The sequence below is a fragment of the Leclercia sp. LSNIH8 genome (assembly GCF_002920195.1).
Lineage (GTDB): Bacteria > Pseudomonadota > Gammaproteobacteria > Enterobacterales > Enterobacteriaceae > Enterobacter.
In genome coordinates, this window is the sequence record NZ_PQJY01000004.1 from 494,100 (window position 1) to 509,837 (window position 15,738).

Genomic DNA, 15,738 nt, shown 5'->3' on the forward strand with positions numbered 1-15,738 from the left:
TCAATAGGGATATCCTGGAGAAAATGGGATTAATACTTAAGAAAGGGTGGCCTGGCGCCACCCTCTTATTATTTTTGGATGAGATAGCGGATGGTGGGCCCATCCTGTTGGATATCCAGTACCGTATAGCCGTGGTTTCTGGCGTCCAGGGGAATATTGTTGATGGATTGAGGGCAGTCGCTCACCACCTCCAGGATCTCGCCCTTTTTCAGTTGCGGCATCGCCTCAAGCGTGGCAACCGCCGGGTAGGGGCAAGGTTCGCCCAGCATATCGAGGCGGTAGTCGGGAATGATCGCTTTCATGCGGCTTCCTCACGAATGTCAGTTTTCATGGCAGCGCGGCGGAAGAAGCGTTTCTCCTGCGCCAGCACCAGCAAAAAGGCGACCAGCAGCAAAATGTAGGTCACCAGCAATCCACCCAGCGAGCCAAAGGTGTTGAGAAGATTAACCTTGTCCCAGTTCGTTGCCAGCGCTGGGGATAAATCATCCCACCAGTAAGCCAGCAGGGTCGAGCCAATCACATTACCCAGACCAACCCACCAGTAGTGCACCTGGCCTTCCACCGCGCGGTACATCCACCCGGTCTCGCAGCCGCCCGCCAGCACAATCCCAAAGCCAAACAGTAGCCCGCCGATCACGGCGTTCGGCCCGGCCCACATGATTTTAGGCGCGACACCCAGCTGGACGTAGCTGAAGATCCCGATGGCGCTCACCGCCATCCCGGCGATAATCGCCTTCGCCATCATGGTGCGTCCGGTGATCCACATATCGCGAAACGCGGAGGTAAAGCAGATCTGCGCCCGCTCGATAAGCAGACCAAATCCGACACCGAACAGCATCGCCAGCCCGAGCTTCGGCTGGTTTAGCGCGGTACAGAGCGCCCAGGCCAGCATGCCGAAGAAGACCAGCATACCAAGACGAAAGCGACGACGGGCCTGATCCGGCTTCTGCGTTAACGGCGAGGCGGCGCTCACTTTTTGCATTTTGACCGGAATACGGAACAGGGGCAGCAGGGTAAAACGCGCGCCAAAGTACGAGCCGACGGCGGTGGCGAGCGCAAAAAACCAGGCGTGGAGAGAGAACTGTGGGATCCCGGTAAAGAAAGCCGCGAGGTTACAGCCCATCGCCAGGCGCGCACCAAACCCGGCGATGATACCGCCAACCACCGCCTGGGCGATGCGGATCCGGCTGTGCGGCATGCGCAGCTTGACGTTGTTGGCCCAAAGTGCGGCAGCAAAACAGCCGCCGAACATCCCGATGATCATCATGCCGTCGATGCGTGTCAGTGGGGAGCCATCAAGGTGAATGAGTTTGAAGTAACCCCACGTTTCGGTGTGAACACCTGCCAGTTGCAGCAACTGTCCGCCCCAACGGGTAAATTCACCCGTAACCGCCCAGAAAGTGCCGGTGATGCCAAAATAGTAGGTGGAGAGGATCCCGGCAGCGATAACGGCAGGAACAGGTGACCAGAACTTAATTAAATAAGTCTGCTTAAAATATTGCCATGACATAGTTAAACCTCTGAACTCAGAAGGTTTAAGGAGGAAGTGTTATAAAACGTGAGGATGATACGCCGGGAATCGCGTTTGAAAAGGATTAACTGCGTTAAAGATCGAAGGGATCAATTTATGCGTGAAGCCGCCTGGTAAAAAACCAGACGGCGACTCTTTTACTGCGGGCGGGTTGCGGCTTTCATGGCGCTGACAAAGGCTTTCAGCTCGCTCAACATCTGTTCAGGCTTATCGACATTGTTCTCGATAATTTTGACGATTGCCGAGCCGGAAATCGCCCCGGCCGCCCCGGCGCCCAGCGCCGCGGTCACCTGCTCAGGCGCTGAAATACCAAAGCCCTGCAGCGGCGGTGCGGCATTGTACTCCGTCAGTTTTTCCACCAGATGGTGCAGCGGCAGGGCGGCTTTGTTCTCCGCACCCGTCACCCCGGCGCGGGACAGCAGGTAGGTATAGCCGCGACCGTGGGAGGCGATCTGGCGCAGCAGGTTATCATCGGCATTCGGTGGGCAGATAAAGATCGGCGCAACGTTGTGTCGCATCGCCGCCTGGCGGAACGGAGCCGACTCCTCGACCGGGACATCGGCGACCAGCACGGAATCCACGCCCACGCGCGCGCACTCGGCGTAGAACTCATCGATACCGCGGTTAAAGACCAGGTTGGCATACATCAGCAGGCCGATGGGCATTGCCGGGTATTTCTGACGGATGGTTGCCAGCATCTCGAAGCACTGGGTCGGGGTCACGCCTGCGGCAAAGGCGCGCAGGGTGGCACTCTGAATGGTCGGGCCATCCGCCAACGGATCGGAGAAGGGAATGCCCAACTCCAGCGCATCGGCACCCGCTTCAACCAGGGCGTCGATGATTTTCAGCGACTGCTCCGGAGAGGGGTCGCCCAGCGTGACGAAGGGAACAAACGCGCCTTCCTTGCGGGTTTTAAGTTCAGCAAACACGTTATCGTAACGTTCCATCAGATTTCCCCTCGTGCTTTCAGAATATCGTGAACGGTGAAGATGTCTTTATCACCGCGACCGGAAAGGTTGACCACCAGCAGTTGCTCTTTTTCCGGGTTCTCTTTAATCATTTTCAGGGCATGGGCCAGCGCGTGCGAGGACTCCAGCGCCGGAATGATCCCCTCTTTACGGCACAGGGTTTTGAACGCCTCCAGCGCTTCGTCATCGGTAATGGATACGTACTCGGCACGGCCAATGCTGTTCAGGTGCGCGTGCTGTGGCCCGACGGACGGGAAGTCCAGCCCGGCAGAGATGGAGTAGGACTCTTCAATCTGGCCTTCGTCGGTCTGCATCATCGGCGCCTTCATGCCGAAGTAGATGCCCACGCGGCCATGCTTCAACGGCGCACCGTGTTCACCGGTTTCAATCCCGTGACCGGCAGGTTCGACGCCAATCAGCCCCACGCGGGTATCGTCGATGAAGTCAGCAAACATGCCGATGGCGTTTGAGCCGCCGCCCACGCAGGCGATCACCGCATCCGGCAGGCGACCCTCTTTTTCGAGGATCTGCGCTTTGGTCTCTTCACCGATCATGCGCTGGAATTCACGCACAATAGTCGGGAACGGGTGCGGGCCCGCGGCGGTGCCCAGCATATAGTGGGCGTTTTCATAGTTACCGGACCAGTCGCGCAGCGCCTCGTTACAGGCATCTTTCAGGGTGGCCGAGCCACTGTGCACCGGGATCACTTCCGCACCCATCAGACGCATACGGAAGACGTTCGGCGACTGGCGCTCAACGTCTTTTGCCCCCATGTAGATACGGCATTTCAGGCCGAGCAGGGCGCTGGCCAGCGCCGATGCCACACCGTGCTGACCGGCCCCGGTTTCGGCAATGATTTCGGTTTTACCCATCCGTTTTGCCAGCAGCGCCTGACCCAGCACCTGGTTGGTTTTATGCGCGCCGCCGTGGAGCAGATCTTCACGCTTCAGGTACAGCGTGGTTTTCGTTCCCTCGGTCAGGTTACGGCATTTGGTCAGGGCCGTCGGACGTCCGGCGTAGTTTTTCAGCAGGTCGGTGAACTCAGCCTGGAAGAGCGGATCTTTTTGCGCACTCACGAACGCCTCTTCAAGCTGGCGCAGGGCGGGCATCAGGATTTGCGGTACATACATACCGCCGAATTCGCCAAAATAAGGGTTTAATAATGTGGTCATCTTCTCTTCCTTAATATGCACGCAGCGTTTTGAACACCGAAGCCAGTTTGCTGGCATCTTTTATGCCCGGCTGCGACTCAACGCCTGAATTAAAATCGAGACCTGCGCAGCCCGCTTTGGCGGCTTCAACGCAGTTATCGGGGCTTAAGCCCCCGGCGAGCAGGACGTTATCCAGCTTCTCGCCGTTGAGCAGTGACCAGTCAAAACGCTGCCCGGTTCCGCCCTGGCCGTTATCCAGCACATACTTATCAACATGTCGCAGTGTGCGAGGCGGCAAGTTTTCGGCCACGCTCAGCGCTTTCCAGATTTGCACCTGCGGTTTAAGCCTTTCACGCAGGGCATCGATATACGCCTGATCTTCGCTGCCGTGCAGCTGGACGGCGGCCAGGGAAAGCGACTCTGCCGTGGCAGCCACCTGTTCAATGGCACCATTGCGGAAGACGCCCACATACTGTAACGGGGCGGCGGCGATCACCTCGCGCGCCTGCGCCTCGGTCACGTTGCGCGGGGAGGCATCAACGAAGATCAGCCCGCCGTAAATGGCGCCCGCTTCATAAGCCGCGGCGGCATCCTGTGGACGCGTCAGGCCGCAGACCTTGTTCTCCCCCAGCAGCACGCGACGTACCGCGGCGCTGAGATCGTCCTGCTCCATCATCGCCGACCCAATCAGGAAGCCGTTGGCGAAGTGGCTCAGCTCGCGAACCTGGGCATAACTGTTGATGCCGGACTCGCTAATCACCGTTACGCCTGCGCCCAGACGCGGCGCCAGTTGGCGGGTGCGGTTCAGGTCGATGGAGAGATCGCGCAGGTCGCGGTTATTGATCCCGACCACTTTTGCCTCGAGGGCGATAGCACGCTTCAGCTCCTCTTCGTTGCTCACTTCGGTCAGCACACCCATGTTCAGGCTGTGCGCGACCGCGGCAAGCTGGCGGTACTGTTCATCGTCCAGGACCGAGAGCATCAGCAGGCAGGCGTCGGCCTGATAAAAACGCGCCAGCCAGATTTGATACGGGTCGATGATAAAGTCTTTGCACAAAATCGGCTGCGGCGCGATACCGCTGACGATGGGCAGAAAATCAAAACTTCCCTGAAAATATTTCTCATCGGTCAGCACCGAAATAGCCGAAGCGTGGTGCTTATAGATGGCGGCGATCTTCGCCGGGTCGAAATCGTCGCGGATCACCCCTTTCGACGGGGAGGCCTTTTTGCACTCCAGGATAAATGCGGTGCGCGCGCCCTGCAGGGCCTCATAAAAACGACGGCTGCTTGGTACCACGTCATTCTGGAAACTGGCGAGCGGCTGCTGCTGTTTCCGCGCTTCAACCCAGATGGCCTTATCGGCAACGATTTTCGCTAATACGGTCTGCATTGTTTACCCTCTTGCCGCAAGTGCGGTCACTCGGTCGTAGGCTGCGCCGGAGCGCAACACATCAATCACTTTTTGCGCGTTGACCTGTAAATCCTCTTCGCCGTGCAGACGCATCAGCATGGCGACGTTAGCGGCGACAGCGGCCTCATGCGCTGGCTCACCTTTACCTTGTAACAGGCGGGTCAGAATGTCACGGTTTTCTTCCGGGGTGCCGCCCGCAAGTTGTTCCTGGTGATACGGGGTTAGACCAAAGTCTGCTGCGTCAAGCTGGTAGTTTTTGATTTCACCGTTGTGCAGTTCGGCCACCAGCGTTGGCGCATGGAGCGAGACTTCGTCCATCCCGCCGCTGTGGACCACCGCCGCACGTTGATAACCGAGCACGCGCAGGGTTTCGGCGATCGGCAGCACCAGTTCCGGGCTGTAGACGCCAATCAGCGCCAGCGGCGGATGCGCCGGGTTGATCAGCGGCCCAAGCACATTAAACAGGGTACGGGTCTTCAGCTGCTGGCGCACCGGCATGGCATGGCGGAAGCCGGTGTGATACTTCGGTGCAAACAGGAAGCAGACGCCCAGTTCGTCCAGCGCATCGCGGGATTTCTCCGCGTTCATGTCCAGGTTGATGCCGAAGGCGGCCAGCAGATCCGACGAGCCGGAACGGCTGGAGACGCTGCGGTTACCATGCTTCGCCACCTTCAGCCCACAGGCGGCAGCGACAAAGGCGCTGGCGGTAGAGATGTTGATGCTGTTACTGCCGTCACCGCCGGTACCGACGATATCCGCGAAAAGGTAGTCCGGGCGCGGGAACGGGGCGGCGTTTTCCAGCAATGCGGTGGCGGCACCGGCAATCTCCTGCGGCTGTTCACCGCGCACTTTCATGCTCACCAGCGCGGCGGCCAGCTGCTCCGGCTTCAGCTCACCGCGTACCACGGCGGAGAAGAGCTGGTGGCTCTCCTGCTGGCTCAGGGTTTGCGCCTGGTAGAGTTTTTCCAGAATCGGCTGCAGGGTGTTGGTCTGCTCCAGTTTCTGCAGCGCCCAGTTCAGGGTCTGCTCCAGCAGGCGCGCGCCCTGGGAGGTCAGAATGGATTCCGGGTGGAACTGCATCCCGCAAACCCGATCCGCGTCGTGACGCACCGCCATCACCATCCCGTTGTAATGGGCGTTAATAGTCAGGCCCGCCGGAATGTTGCTGCCCACCAGCGAGTGATAACGCGCCACCGGCAGCGGGTTCATCAGCCCGGCAAACATCGCCTGGCCGTCGTGCTCAATGCTGGAGGCTTTCCCGTGCAGGATCTCACCGGCCTGGCCGACGTAGCCGCCATAAGCCTCTACAATCGCCTGATGGCCCAGGCAGATACCGATGATCGGCAGTTTGCCGCGCAGGCGGGTCAGCAGCTCCGGCATACAGCCCGCTTCGCTCGGCGCGCCAGGCCCCGGGGAGAGCATCAGCACCGGGTTTTGCATGGTGGCCAGACGGTCGATTAAGGTCTGGGCCGGGACATGGTTACGGTAAATCACCACGTTGTGACCGTTAGCACGCAGCTGATCCGCCAGGTTATAGGTAAAGGAGTCGATATTATCGAGCAGCAGAATGTCAGCCATCAGAAAATCTCCTGTGCGTGATGGGCAGTCGCAATGGCGCGCAGTACCGCGCGGGCTTTATTGCGGGTTTCGTCAGCTTCAGACTGCGGAACCGAGTCGAGAACGATGCCCGCGCCCGCCTGGACGGTGGCAATGCCTTCTTCAACGTAGGCGGAGCGGATCACGATACAGGTATCCAGATCGCCGTGGGCGGTGAAGTAGCCCACCGCGCCGCCGTAGCTGCCGCGACGACGGCCTTCGGCCTCGGCAATCAGCTGCATGGCGCGGACTTTCGGCGCGCCGCTCAGGGTGCCCATATTCATGCAGGCGCGGTAGGCGTGCAGCACGTCCAGATCCTGTCGCAGCTCGCCCACCACGCGGGAGACCAGGTGCATCACGAAGGAGTAGCGATCGACTTTGGTTAAATCGGCCACGTAACGGCTACCCGGGGTGCAGATGCGCGCCAGATCGTTACGGGCCAGGTCCACCAGCATCAGGTGTTCGGACATCTCTTTCTGGTCGGTGCGCATCTCCAGCTCAATGCGGCTGTCGAGGTCGCGATCCAGGGAACCGTCGGCACGACGACCGCGCGGACGGGTACCGGCAATCGGATAGATTTCAATCTGACGGTTGGTGGCGTCGTACTTCAGGGAGCTCTCCGGCGAGGCGCCGAACAGGGTGAAATCATTATCCTGCATAAAGAACATGTAGGGGCTGGGGTTACTCTTTTTCAGCACGTCGTAGGCCGCCAGCGGCGACGGGCAGGGCAGGGAAAAACGACGGGACGGCACCACCTGGAAGATCTCGCCTGCGCGAATGGCTTTCTGCATCTGGCGCACCACCGCGCCGTACTCGTCGTCCGTCTGGCTGACGTCACAACGCATCTGCTCCACGCGCTGCACCGGCAGTTCCGGCGGGGCTTCATTCATCTGCTCCTGCAGCTGGGCGATGCGCTGCTCCAGGCGCTGCTTCTCCGCCAGTAACGGGGTAAACAGGCTAGCCTGAATGCGGGTGTATTTTTTCTGGTGGTCGATCACCATTAAGGTTTCCGCCAGATAGAAGCAGTAGTCCGGACAGCGATTGCCCTGCTCCAGCTCCGGCAGCTCTTCGAAACCGGCCACCAGGTCATAGGCAAACAGCCCGCCAAAGAACATCGCTTCGCGCTCGCTTTCCGGTACGTTCACCAGGTTTTGCAGCAGGCGGAAGGCATCAAACACCGACAGTGAACAGAGGCGGGCATCTTCATCCAGCAGCTGGCTCACCGGCGGGAAGTGCAGGATCCGCTGGTCCGGGCGATGTTCGTTCTCAATGCCCGCGGGCAGGACATTGTCCAGCAGCGACAGCAGGGCCGCACCGTTTTCAGAAAGTGCCTTCAGGGTGACGGTGTTGCCCAGGGCGGTGATGCGCAGGGCGCTGTCGACCAGCAGCAGGCTTTTCAGATCGTCTTTACTGTCGATATCCGCCGACTCCAGCAGTAGCGTGGCAGGTCGCGCGCCGCACACCTGATGGAAGAGGGCTGTGGGATTATGGCGATACGCCGCCTCACGGGTCAGCAGTTCGAGATTCGGTTTGGCTGTTTGCATTATGTTGTTCTCTTTATTCTGTTCATAAAAAAGCCCGCTCAGTGGCGGGCCAGGTATCTGTATGCATGACGCAGACGTACGACACTGCCCGATTATCAGGAAGTGCGCCACCAGCCATGCAGAGTGAAATGTGCGGTCATTTTCAGATACCTCGTTGAGTGAACTTGCGTACTAGTTAACTAGTTCGATGGCTTATTGTCAACCCCCGATTTCAGAATTTCACCACATGCCGTTATGATGGCGGCGCAGATATTGACGAGCAGTGACGGGAGCCGCTTTGAGCGACACGAATTACGCAGTGATTTATGATTTACACAGCCATACCCAGGCCTCCGATGGCCTGCTTACGCCTGAAGAGCTAGTCCATCGTGCCCATGAGATGCGCGTGGGCACGCTGGCCATTACCGATCACGACACCACCGAGGCCATTGCGGCCGCGCGGGCGGAAATTGCCCGCAGCGGATTGCCTCTGACCTTAATCAACGGCGTGGAGATTTCCACCGTCTGGGAAAATCACGAGATCCATATCGTCGGGTTAAACATCGATATTGAGAACCCGACCCTCTGTGCGTTCCTGGATGAACAAAAAACGCGGCGCGTACAGCGGGCAGAGATGATCGCCGAACGTCTGGAGAAGGCTCACATTCCCGGCGCGTGGGAAGGGGCCCTGCGTCTGGCGAATGGCGGGGCGGTGACCCGCGCCCACTTTGCCCGTTTTCTGATTGAAGCCGGGAAAGCAAATAACATTGCGGATGTGTTTAAAAAATATCTCGCCCGTGGGAAAACCGGATACGTTCCTCCCCAGTGGTGTACAATAGAACAAGCTATTGATGTCATTCATTATTCTGGTGGTAAGGCGGTACTGGCCCATCCGGGGCGGTATAACCTTTCCGCCAAATGGCTGAAACGTCTGCTGGCTTACTTTGCCGAACACGGCGGAGAGGCGATGGAAGTCGCTCAGTGTCAGCAGGCGCCCAACGAGCGCAGTCAGCTGGCTGAATATGCCCGCCAGTATGGACTCCTTGCCTCCCAGGGCTCTGATTTTCATCAGCCTTGTCCCTGGATAGAGCTGGGACGCAAGCTCTGGTTACCCGCTGGCGTCGAGCCGGTGTGGCAACTCTGGGAGCAGCCAACGCCAATTGAAGAGAGGGTAGTATGAGCCAATTTTTTTATATCCATCCTGACAATCCGCAGCCGCGTTTGATTAATCAGGCCGTGGAGATCGTGCGTAAGGGTGGCGTTATTGTCTATCCAACTGACTCAGGCTATGCGCTGGGCTGTAAGATCGAAGACAAAAACGCGATGGAGCGTATCTGCCGGATCCGCAATCTGCCTAACGGGCATAACTTCACCCTGATGTGTCGCGATCTCTCTGAGTTATCGACCTACTCCTACGTGGATAACGTGGCGTTTCGGTTGATCAAAAATAACACGCCGGGTAATTACACCTTTATCCTCAAAGGGACGAAAGAGGTGCCGCGCCGCCTGCTGCAGGAAAAACGCAAAACCATCGGGATGCGCGTGCCGTCAAACCCGATTGCTCAGGCGCTGCTCGAGACGCTCGGCGAGCCGATGCTCTCCACCTCGCTGATGCTACCGGGCAGCGACTTTACGGAATCCGATCCCGATGAGATCAAAGACCGCCTGGAGAAACAGGTTGAGCTGGTGATTCACGGCGGCTATCTCGGCCAACAGCCGACCACGGTGATCGATTTAACGGAAGATGCCCCGGTTGTGCTGCGTGAAGGAGTGGGGGATGTGAAGCCTTTCTTGTAATCTCCATTCTTTTAGGGCCATCTATATAGCATGAATTCTCCTGTTATAATGGCCCTGCTATTAATGCTTAGCTTATTTCCCACGCACATTTAATATCTTGTTATTATCTGAAAATTAGCCCGTGTCCGGAATAACCCTATTCCCGCATGAATATGTAGATATACGATAAGTGAACACATATTTATAGATAAAAGGGTTGTCTATGGCGTTACGAGGAACATTAATTCTGAACGGAGCAGACTATGCACCGTTTAATTTGTACGGTGTGGGTGTGTTTATGGCACATTCAGGTAAAGGCGTTTGCCGTAACAATGGCGGATGCCGAAATATTCCTGACAATGGCCCAATTCCGCCCGGTAAGTATTGGATTGTGGATCGGCATGAGGGGAACTGGTTCTCGCAAAAGCAACTTGAAATTAAAGATTTTACAAAGAGAATACTGAATATCAGCCCTTTTGGTAAATCGGATTGGTTTGCCTTGTGGCGAGATGATTGGGGAATAGACGATAATACTTGGATAGAGGGTGTTAAGCGCGGTAGCTTCCGGTTGCACCCCGGTGCTTCGTCAAAAGGCTGTATAACAATCGCCCATAATTCTGATTTTGCGATGATTTATAATGCGCTTATGAATACATCACTTGTTCAGGTCCCCTGTATGCGGGCGTTGATGGCCAGAGGATGGGTGGAGGTAGTTGCTGGTGGTTATAACAACATTCGTTTGTAGATTAAGTAAAGTTATTTATTTTATTACATTATTTATAGTTGTAGGCCGTTTGATAGGCGATCCTGAACTCTGGTTTAACGATGATTTAGCCACACGCATTGGTCATCTTATTTATGGGCCTGACGAAATCGGTGCGGATAATTTTTATGATCTGTATTTATACATTCACATAATTTCTATCTTACCTGTGGCTATATTTATCTATGTTATGACAATGAAGTTAATCAAAAAATTAAGGAGCAAATAAAATGCCAATCCCTCCGTATATGTGGCTTAAAGACGATGGTGGCGCAGATATTAAAGGGTCTGTAGATATTCAGAACCGTGAAGGCAGCGTCGAAATTATCGGTCTGAGTCATGGCATCCACCTGCCTGTTGACAGTGCCAACGGTAAAATTACCGGTACACGTCAGCACTCATCTATGATGATCGAAAAGGAGGTAGATAGTTCCACCCCCTACCTTTATAAAGCGGCTGCTACAGGGCAGACGTTGAAAAGTGCCGAGATCAGGTTTTATCACATTAACGACGCAGGGCAGGAAGTCTGCTATTACACGGTGTTGATGGAAAACGTGAAGATCACTGGCGTTAACTGCGCTGTACCTAACGTAAAATTATCGGGCAACGATAAAATGAATCATGTAGAAAGCGTCAGTATTCAGTATGAAAAAATCACCTGGCGTATCGTGGATGGCAACATTCAGTTCACTGATGCCTGGAACGAGCGTCCTACAGCCTGAGAAGATCTGCCTGCCCAAATCGTTGGGTTTGCTTCAGGTTACCAGCACCAGAACGCTGCTGCGCAAAACTTGTTGAATCATTTAGTCTAAAATTCATGTAGTATGTGCGGCCATGAATCACTGGGCGAGACGTATTGTCTGCCATTATGTGTGCTGTGAAAGATTTACAGATCATTGAGTTAAGGCCGAATCGCGCTTAACTCCTTGTTTTCGAATGTATACCAGACGCCTGTGAAGGCGACACCTGAAGGAAGCTCAATGAGCGAGAAATTACAGAAAGTGCTGGCCCGCGCCGGCCACGGTTCACGCCGTGAAATCGAAACCATTATCGAAGCAGGTCGTGTCAGTGTGGACGGTAAAATCGCCACGCTGGGCGACCGTGTGGAAATCGTACCAGGTCTGAAAATCCGTATCGATGGCCACCTGATCTCGGTGAAAGAGTCTGCCGAGCAAATCTGCCGCGTACTGGCTTACTACAAGCCGGAAGGCGAGCTCTGCACCCGCAACGATCCAGAAGGTCGCCCAACCGTATTCGACCGCCTGCCAAAACTGCGCGGTGCGCGCTGGATCGCTGTAGGTCGTCTGGATGTTAACACCTGTGGCCTGTTGCTGTTCACCACCGACGGTGAACTGGCAAACCGTCTGATGCACCCAAGCCGTGAGGTGGAGCGTGAGTACGCGGTTCGCGTGTTTGGTGAAGTTGACGACAATAAGATCCGTGAACTCTCCCGGGGCGTGCAGCTCGAAGATGGCCCGGCAGCGTTTAAAACCATCAAGTTTACCGGTGGTGAAGGTATTAACCAGTGGTACAACGTCACCCTGACCGAAGGCCGTAACCGCGAGGTGCGTCGCCTGTGGGAAGCCGTTGGCGTGCAGGTTAGCCGCCTGATCCGCGTCCGTTACGGTGACATTCTTCTGCCGAAGGGCCTGCCACGTGGTGGCTATACCGAGCTGGATTTAACCCAGACTAACTATCTGCGTGAGCTGGTGCAGCTGGCGCCGGAAACCTCCTCGAAAGTGGCGGTAGAAAAAGATCGTCGCCGTATGAAGGCGAACCAGATCCGCCGGGCGGTCAAACGTCACAGCCAGGTCAGCGGCAATAATCGCCGCTCTGGCAGCCGTAACAACAACGGCTAAAAAAACAAAACCCGGCCTGGCCGGGTTTTTTGTTAATAGTCGATGCCGATTTGCGCTTTAACGCCTGCATCAAAGGCGTGTTTCACCGGGCGTAACTCGCTGACCGTATCCGCCATCTCCATAAGATCCCGATGACAGCCGCGCCCGGTAATAATCACCGTCTGGTGCGCCGGTCGGTTGTTCAGCGCATCAACCACTTCCTGTAACGGTAAATAGTCGTAGGCCACCATATAGGTGATCTCATCGAGCAGAACCATATTCAACGTGGTATCCGCCAGCATGCGCTTTGCATGCTCCCAGACCGCCAGGCAGGCCGCGGTGTCAGTGTCGCGGTTTTGCGTGTCCCAGGTAAAGCCGGTCGCCATAACCTGAAACTCCACACCCTGCGGCTCCAGCAGATTACGCTCGCCGTTAGGCCACTCGCCTTTGATGAACTGGATCACACCCACCTTTTGCCCGTGACCCACGGCGCGGGTCGCCGTACCAAAGGCCGCGGTGGTTTTACCTTTGCCGTTACCGGTAAAGACAATAATAATCCCGCGCTCATCCTGAGCTGCGGCAACGCGGGCATCGACCTGCTCTTTCAGGCGCTGCTGGCGCTGCTGATGACGTTCATCACTCATTGCGATATTCCTGGTTTACGGCCGGGTTGGGCATCAAAGGTCATGCCGGTTTTCCGGCGGCTGTCGTCGCCCATCAGCCACAGATAGAGCGGCATGATATCGGCAGGGGTTTTCAGTTTCAGCGGATCTTCTGTCGGGAACGCGCTGGCGCGCATGCTGGTGCGTGTCCCGCCGGGATTGATACAGTTGACGCGCAGATGGCGGCTCTGATATTCCTCGGCCAGGACCTGCATCATCCCTTCGGTGGCAAATTTCGAGGCGGCATAGGCGCCCCAGTTAGCCCGACCCTGACGCCCGACGCTGGATGTGGTAAACACCAGCGAGCCGGAATCGGACTTCAGTAATAAAGGAAGCAGTGCCTGGGTAAGGAAAAAGGTGCCGTTAACATTTACCTGCATCACCTGCTGCCAGATCTCTGGGGTTTGCTCCTCCATTGGCCGCACTTCGCCGAGGAAGCCCGCATTATGCAGCACCCCGTCCAGACGGGGATACTCAGCAGCAATGCGTTCGGCAAGTTCCCGGCAGCTCTGTGGGGTACAGGTTAACAGGTCGAGAACATATTCGCGGGTCGGCGCGCCGCCTTCACTGGCGATCGCCTGCGCGACGTCGCGCAATTTATCTTCATTACGTCCCAGCAGAATCAGGCGCGCACCGTGGCGGGCGTAGGTCAGCGCCGCTTCGCGGCCAATGCCGTCGCTGGCTCCCGTGACCAGAATAATACGGTTTTGCAGTAGATCTTTTTTCGGTTGATAGTGCAAGGTCACTCCTCTGGCGCGCGTTGGCGCGGCCCATGCTGTGCGGTCTCTTTTCGGCTTTATGCCCGAAAGCGCGGCTGATTACAATCAGTCTACCGGAGAGTTCGCTGTAAAATTAACAATTTGCAAATATTTCATCCATAAATAAACATTTCTGAAGAGGGCTCGCAAGGGTATCGTCAGGTAAGAGACGCCTGGTGAAGGCTGTTGTACACTGGGTGTGAAAACAAGTGGTTAAACCAAGGTGGACGCGTGGAATTACTTTCTGAGTACGGTTTATTTCTGGCCAAAATTGCGACGGTGGTGATTGCCATTGCGGTGATCGCCGTTCTGATTGTTAACCTGACGCAGCGCAAACGTCAGCGCGGCGAGTTGCGCATTACCCGCTTAAGCGAGCAGTACACTGAGATGAAGGAAGAGATGTCAGTGGCGCTGCTTGATGCGCATCAGCAAAAGCAGTGGCACAAAGCGCAGAAGAAAAAGCACAAACTTGACGCGAAAGCGGCAAAGCAGAAAGCAAAGCAGGAACTCCATCCGGAGGTGGCAAAGCCGCGGGTCTATGTGCTGGACTTCAAAGGCAGCATGGACGCCCATGAAGTCTCCTCCCTGCGCGAGGAGATCACCGCGGTGTTGGCGGTGGCAAGAGCCGAAGACCAGGTGGTGCTGCGTCTCGAAAGCCCGGGTGGGGTGGTGCATGGTTACGGGCTGGCCTCCTCACAGCTGCAACGTCTGCGTGACAAACATATCCCGCTGACGGTGGCGGTGGATAAAGTCGCTGCCAGCGGCGGTTATATGATGGCTTGCGTGGCCGACAAAATTGTCGCGGCGCCTTTCTCTATTATTGGTTCGATTGGCGTGGTGGCGCAGATCCCTAACTTCAATCGTTTCCTGAAAAATAAAGATATCGATGTCGAGCTTCACACGGCGGGTCAGTACAAGCGCACGCTGACCCTGCTGGGTGAAAACACCGAAGAGGGGCGACAGAAATTCCGTGAAGATCTCAATGACACCCATCAGCTGTTCAAAGGGTTTGTGAAGCAGATGCGACCCACGCTGAATATCGACGAGGTCGCCACCGGCGAGCACTGGTACGGTACTCAGGCGCTGGAAAAGGGGCTGGTGGACGAGGTGGGAACCAGCGACGATCTGCTGCTGTCGCTGATGGAGGGCCGCGAGCTGGTGGGCGTGCGCTATACGCGCCGTAAAAAGCTGATGGACCGCTTTACTAACAGCGCCGCAGAGAGCGCGGATCGTCTGCTGCTGCGCTGGCTGCAGCGAGGGCAGAAACCGCTGCTGTGAATAAAAACGCGAGGCATTTGCCTCGCGTTTTTGCATCAATCAATCAACCAGGTGGTACTTCTCAGATAAGACATGGGCGAGGTATTTAAACATATTAAATACCGCCGTGCTGCGCGGGGTCGGTAACCCCTGCTCATCGAGAAAGTACTCTCCGCTGAACACCAGCACACCATTGCGCTGTTCAACGCCAGTGGCTTCGATCCCTGCCATGGTGTCGTCATGTTCACGAATGAGTTTATTTGCTTCAGCAAGCAACGTTTCACGGTCAATGGGTTGGGTATTTTGCTGCATTATCCACTCCTTAAACAGTGATATTAGTCTATGCCGCCGCGGTCCCGGGAGCAAATTTTCCCCGTTTTGCCCCCTCCAGGGCAAGAGGTACAGCGCTGGCGTGATTTGCTTTTGCATGCTAATAAAGTTGCGTAACGGATTTTATCAGGTAGAGTGTGCGCTTTCGTCATTCTGGCAACAGATTTGCTTGAC

General features: G+C 56.2%; 17 protein-coding genes and 1 other annotated feature. Of the genes, 6 read left to right on the forward strand and 11 right to left on the reverse strand.

The features are described 5' to 3' along the window. Positions 1–68: 68 nt before the first annotated feature. The 8 genes from yedF to trpL all read right to left on the reverse strand — a co-directional run bounded on the left by yedF (position 69) and on the right by trpL (position 8,341). A complete protein-coding gene (gene yedF / locus C3406_RS14445; protein WP_103822260.1) occupies positions 69–302 on the reverse strand; it encodes a sulfurtransferase-like selenium metabolism protein YedF in 234 nt (77 codons plus the stop codon). Continuing rightward, entirely contained in the window at positions 299–1,510 is a 1,212-nt protein-coding gene (gene yedE / locus C3406_RS14450) for a selenium metabolism membrane protein YedE/FdhT (RefSeq protein ID WP_103822259.1), read from the reverse strand. Before yedE ends, yedF begins: the two co-directional genes overlap by 4 nt. Before the next feature lie 158 nt (positions 1,511–1,668). After that, entirely contained in the window at positions 1,669–2,478 is an 810-nt protein-coding gene (trpA, locus tag C3406_RS14455; RefSeq protein WP_103822258.1) for a tryptophan synthase subunit alpha, read from the reverse strand. Then, positions 2,478–3,671, reverse strand: a complete 1,194-nt coding sequence (gene trpB, locus C3406_RS14460) for a tryptophan synthase subunit beta (protein WP_103822257.1) — start codon at positions 3,669–3,671, stop codon at positions 2,478–2,480. The genes trpA and trpB overlap by 1 nt, the downstream gene beginning before the upstream one ends. 10 nt (positions 3,672–3,681) lie before the next feature. After that, positions 3,682–5,040, reverse strand: a complete 1,359-nt coding sequence (gene trpCF / locus C3406_RS14465) for a bifunctional indole-3-glycerol-phosphate synthase TrpC/phosphoribosylanthranilate isomerase TrpF (RefSeq protein ID WP_103822256.1) — start codon at positions 5,038–5,040, stop codon at positions 3,682–3,684. 3 nt (positions 5,041–5,043) lie between these two features. Beyond that, positions 5,044–6,639: a bifunctional anthranilate synthase glutamate amidotransferase component TrpG/anthranilate phosphoribosyltransferase TrpD gene (trpD, locus tag C3406_RS14470; RefSeq protein ID WP_103179900.1), complete on the reverse strand. Its 1,596-nt coding sequence runs from the start codon at positions 6,637–6,639 to the stop codon at positions 5,044–5,046. Continuing rightward, positions 6,639–8,201: an anthranilate synthase component 1 gene (locus tag C3406_RS14475; protein WP_103822255.1), complete on the reverse strand. Its 1,563-nt coding sequence runs from the start codon at positions 8,199–8,201 to the stop codon at positions 6,639–6,641. Before C3406_RS14475 ends, trpD begins: the two co-directional genes overlap by 1 nt. A 24-nt stretch (positions 8,202–8,225) precedes the next feature. Further along, positions 8,226–8,320 (reverse strand) — a sequence feature (Trp leader region). Beyond that, the gene (trpL, locus tag C3406_RS26870) at positions 8,297–8,341 is read right to left on the reverse strand and encodes a trp operon leader peptide (RefSeq protein WP_106993556.1); all 45 of its coding nucleotides are present in this window, start codon (positions 8,339–8,341) and stop codon (positions 8,297–8,299) included. Its footprint overlaps the feature before it by 24 nt. Before the next feature lie 137 nt (positions 8,342–8,478). On the opposite strand from trpL, the gene rnm reads away from it, so the two are divergent. The 5 genes from rnm (at position 8,479) to rluB (ending at position 12,578) form a co-directional block, all read left to right on the forward strand. Further along, positions 8,479–9,360: an RNase RNM gene (gene rnm / locus C3406_RS14480; protein WP_103822254.1), complete on the forward strand. Its 882-nt coding sequence runs from the start codon at positions 8,479–8,481 to the stop codon at positions 9,358–9,360. Further along, on the forward strand, positions 9,357–9,977 hold the full coding sequence (locus C3406_RS14485) for an L-threonylcarbamoyladenylate synthase (RefSeq protein ID WP_103179897.1): 621 nt from the start codon (positions 9,357–9,359) through the stop codon (positions 9,975–9,977). Before rnm ends, C3406_RS14485 begins: the two co-directional genes overlap by 4 nt. Before the next feature lie 202 nt (positions 9,978–10,179). After that, positions 10,180–10,701 carry a DUF2778 domain-containing protein gene (locus tag C3406_RS14490; protein ID WP_103822253.1) on the forward strand — a complete coding sequence of 174 codons (522 nt, stop codon included), beginning with the start codon at positions 10,180–10,182 and terminating at the stop codon, positions 10,699–10,701. Positions 10,702–10,949: 248 nt separating this feature from the next. Continuing rightward, positions 10,950–11,441 carry an Hcp family type VI secretion system effector gene (locus C3406_RS14500; protein WP_103822251.1) on the forward strand — a complete coding sequence of 164 codons (492 nt, stop codon included), beginning with the start codon at positions 10,950–10,952 and terminating at the stop codon, positions 11,439–11,441. Positions 11,442–11,699: 258 nt separating this feature from the next. Further along, positions 11,700–12,578: a 23S rRNA pseudouridine(2605) synthase RluB gene (gene rluB / locus C3406_RS14505; protein ID WP_103822250.1), complete on the forward strand. Its 879-nt coding sequence runs from the start codon at positions 11,700–11,702 to the stop codon at positions 12,576–12,578. A 32-nt stretch (positions 12,579–12,610) separates the two neighbouring features. Here rluB and cobO read toward each other — a convergent pair whose 3' ends face one another. Continuing rightward, the gene (gene cobO / locus C3406_RS14510) at positions 12,611–13,201 is read right to left on the reverse strand and encodes a cob(I)yrinic acid a,c-diamide adenosyltransferase (protein ID WP_103179892.1); all 591 of its coding nucleotides are present in this window, start codon (positions 13,199–13,201) and stop codon (positions 12,611–12,613) included. Next, entirely contained in the window at positions 13,198–13,959 is a 762-nt protein-coding gene (locus C3406_RS14515) for a YciK family oxidoreductase (protein ID WP_103822249.1), read from the reverse strand. The genes cobO and C3406_RS14515 overlap by 4 nt, the downstream gene beginning before the upstream one ends. 249 nt (positions 13,960–14,208) lie before the next feature. Between C3406_RS14515 and sohB the strand changes: the two genes are divergently transcribed. Further along, complete coding sequence (gene sohB, locus C3406_RS14520; RefSeq protein WP_103822248.1) at positions 14,209–15,255, forward strand: protease SohB; 1,047 nt, start codon at positions 14,209–14,211, stop codon at positions 15,253–15,255. A gap of 39 nt (positions 15,256–15,294) precedes the next feature. On the opposite strand, the gene C3406_RS14525 is transcribed toward sohB, so the two are convergent. Continuing rightward, positions 15,295–15,546: a YciN family protein gene (locus tag C3406_RS14525; RefSeq protein ID WP_103822247.1), complete on the reverse strand. Its 252-nt coding sequence runs from the start codon at positions 15,544–15,546 to the stop codon at positions 15,295–15,297. Positions 15,547–15,738 lie beyond the last annotated feature (192 nt).

Bases quoted from the DNA above. Each gene is read 5' to 3' on its own strand.
- yedF (WP_103822260.1), bottom strand. From the start codon at position 302: ATGAAAGCGATCATTCCCGACTACCGCCTCGATATGCTGGGCGAACCT.
- yedE (WP_103822259.1), bottom strand. From the start codon at position 1,510: ATGTCATGGCAATATTTTAAGCAGACTTATTTAATTAAGTTCTGGTCA.
- trpA (WP_103822258.1), bottom strand. From the start codon at position 2,478: ATGGAACGTTACGATAACGTGTTTGCTGAACTTAAAACCCGCAAGGAA.
- trpB (WP_103822257.1), bottom strand. From the start codon at position 3,671: ATGACCACATTATTAAACCCTTATTTTGGCGAATTCGGCGGTATGTAT.
- trpCF (WP_103822256.1), bottom strand. From the start codon at position 5,040: ATGCAGACCGTATTAGCGAAAATCGTTGCCGATAAGGCCATCTGGGTT.
- trpD (WP_103179900.1), bottom strand. From the start codon at position 6,639: ATGGCTGACATTCTGCTGCTCGATAATATCGACTCCTTTACCTATAAC.
- C3406_RS14475 (WP_103822255.1), bottom strand. From the start codon at position 8,201: ATGCAAACAGCCAAACCGAATCTCGAACTGCTGACCCGTGAGGCGGCG.
- C3406_RS14485 (WP_103179897.1), top strand. From the start codon at position 9,357: ATGAGCCAATTTTTTTATATCCATCCTGACAATCCGCAGCCGCGTTTG.
- C3406_RS14490 (WP_103822253.1), top strand. From the start codon at position 10,180: ATGGCGTTACGAGGAACATTAATTCTGAACGGAGCAGACTATGCACCG.
- C3406_RS14500 (WP_103822251.1), top strand. From the start codon at position 10,950: ATGCCAATCCCTCCGTATATGTGGCTTAAAGACGATGGTGGCGCAGAT.
- rluB (WP_103822250.1), top strand. From the start codon at position 11,700: ATGAGCGAGAAATTACAGAAAGTGCTGGCCCGCGCCGGCCACGGTTCA.
- cobO (WP_103179892.1), bottom strand. From the start codon at position 13,201: ATGAGTGATGAACGTCATCAGCAGCGCCAGCAGCGCCTGAAAGAGCAG.
- C3406_RS14525 (WP_103822247.1), bottom strand. From the start codon at position 15,546: ATGCAGCAAAATACCCAACCCATTGACCGTGAAACGTTGCTTGCTGAA.